The sequence below is a fragment of the Achromobacter maghribensis genome (assembly GCF_057334215.1).
In genome coordinates this window covers 365,518-366,948 of the sequence record NZ_JBHFII010000061.1, presented here as the reverse complement: position 1 = coordinate 366,948, position 1,431 = coordinate 365,518, and the positions used below count along the sequence as shown (strand labels likewise).

Below are 1,431 nucleotides of genomic sequence, written 5' to 3'. Positions count from 1 at the left end.
CGCCGTTTGGCTTTTGAGTTTTCCGGCGCCGCTGACCCGTCAGATCTGCCGGCCACCCATTCCATCATTAAAGAGACACGCAGCCATGACCACCACGATCAACGAAACCCACGATCCGTCCTTGCAAAGCTGGATTGCCAGCGCCAACACCGGCACGTCGGATTTTCCGGTGCAGAACCTGCCGTATGGCGCGTTCCGCCGCAAGGGCTCGCAAGAGTCGTTCCGCCCCGGCGTAGCGATCGGCGACCAGATCCTGGACCTGGCCGCACTGGCCGCCAAGCAGCCGTTTGAAGGCCTGGCCGCCGAGGCACTGGCCGCGTGCGCCGGCGACAGCCTGAACGCGCTGATGGCGCTGGGCCAGCCGCACTGGAGCGCCCTGCGCCTGGCGCTGTCGCGCGCGTTGCGCGAAGGCGCCGCCTTGCGCCAGACGGTCGAGCCGCTGCTGGTGGCGCAGGCCGATGCCGAATACACCACGCCCGCGCGCATCGGCGACTACACGGACTTCTATATCTCGGTGCATCACGCAACCGCGGTGGGCAAGCAATTCCGTCCCGACAATCCCTTGCTGCCGAACTACAAGTGGGTGCCGATCGGCTATCACGGCCGCGCGTCCAGCATCGGCGTGGACCAGAAATTCCCTCGCCCCGTTGGCCAGACCCGTCCGGCCAACGAAGGCGAAACGCCGCAATTCGGCCCTTGCGCGCGCCTGGACTATGAATTGGAGCTGGGCATTTTCGTGGGTGCCGGCAACGAGCAAGGCGAGCGCATCGGCTTGGCCGACGCAGACGCGCACGTGTTCGGCCTGTGCATCCTGAACGACTGGTCGGCGCGCGATATCCAGGCCTGGGAATACCAGCCGCTGGGCCCCTTTCTGTCGAAGAACTTCGCGTCGACGATTTCGCCGTGGATCGTCACGATGGAAGCCCTGGAGCCCTTCCGCACGCAGTGGAACCGCGGCCCGTCTGAACCGCAGCCGATGCCTTACCTGGCCTCCGACGCGAACCGCGCGAAGGGCGCTTACGACGTGCAGTTGGAAGTGCTGATGACGACGCAGCAATCGCGTGAAGCCAAGCAACCCGCCGTGACGCTGTCGCGCAGCAATTTCCGCGATGCCTACTGGAACGTGGCCCAGCTGATCGCGCATCACACCGTCAACGGCTGCAATCTGCAACCGGGCGACATGCTGGGCACGGGCACGCTGTCGGGCCCCCAGGCGTCGGAAGCCGGTTCGTTGCTGGAGTTGAGCAATGGCGGCAAGACGGCGATCGACCTGCCGTGGGGCGAGAAGCGGACGTTCCTGCAGGATGGGGATCAGGTGATCATGCGCGCCGCGTGCGTGAAGGAAGGGTACCCGCGGATCGGATTTGGAGAAAGCTCGGGCACCGTCCTGCCGGCCCGCGTCTGATTGCTTGAGAAGGACGCGGGGCCCCC

At 65.7% G+C, this 1,431-nt stretch carries 1 protein-coding gene; it reads left to right on the top strand.

Annotated elements, in window-relative coordinates:
- Positions 1-85 precede the first annotated feature (85 nt).
- Positions 86-1,405, top strand: coding sequence for a fumarylacetoacetase (gene fahA, locus ACE039_RS27655; protein ID WP_448710216.1), 1,320 nt, complete (start codon positions 86-88; stop codon positions 1,403-1,405).
- Positions 1,406-1,431 lie beyond the last annotated feature (26 nt).

Bases quoted from the DNA above. Each gene is read 5' to 3' on its own strand.
- fahA (WP_448710216.1), top strand. From the start codon at position 86: ATGACCACCACGATCAACGAAACCCACGATCCGTCCTTGCAAAGCTGG.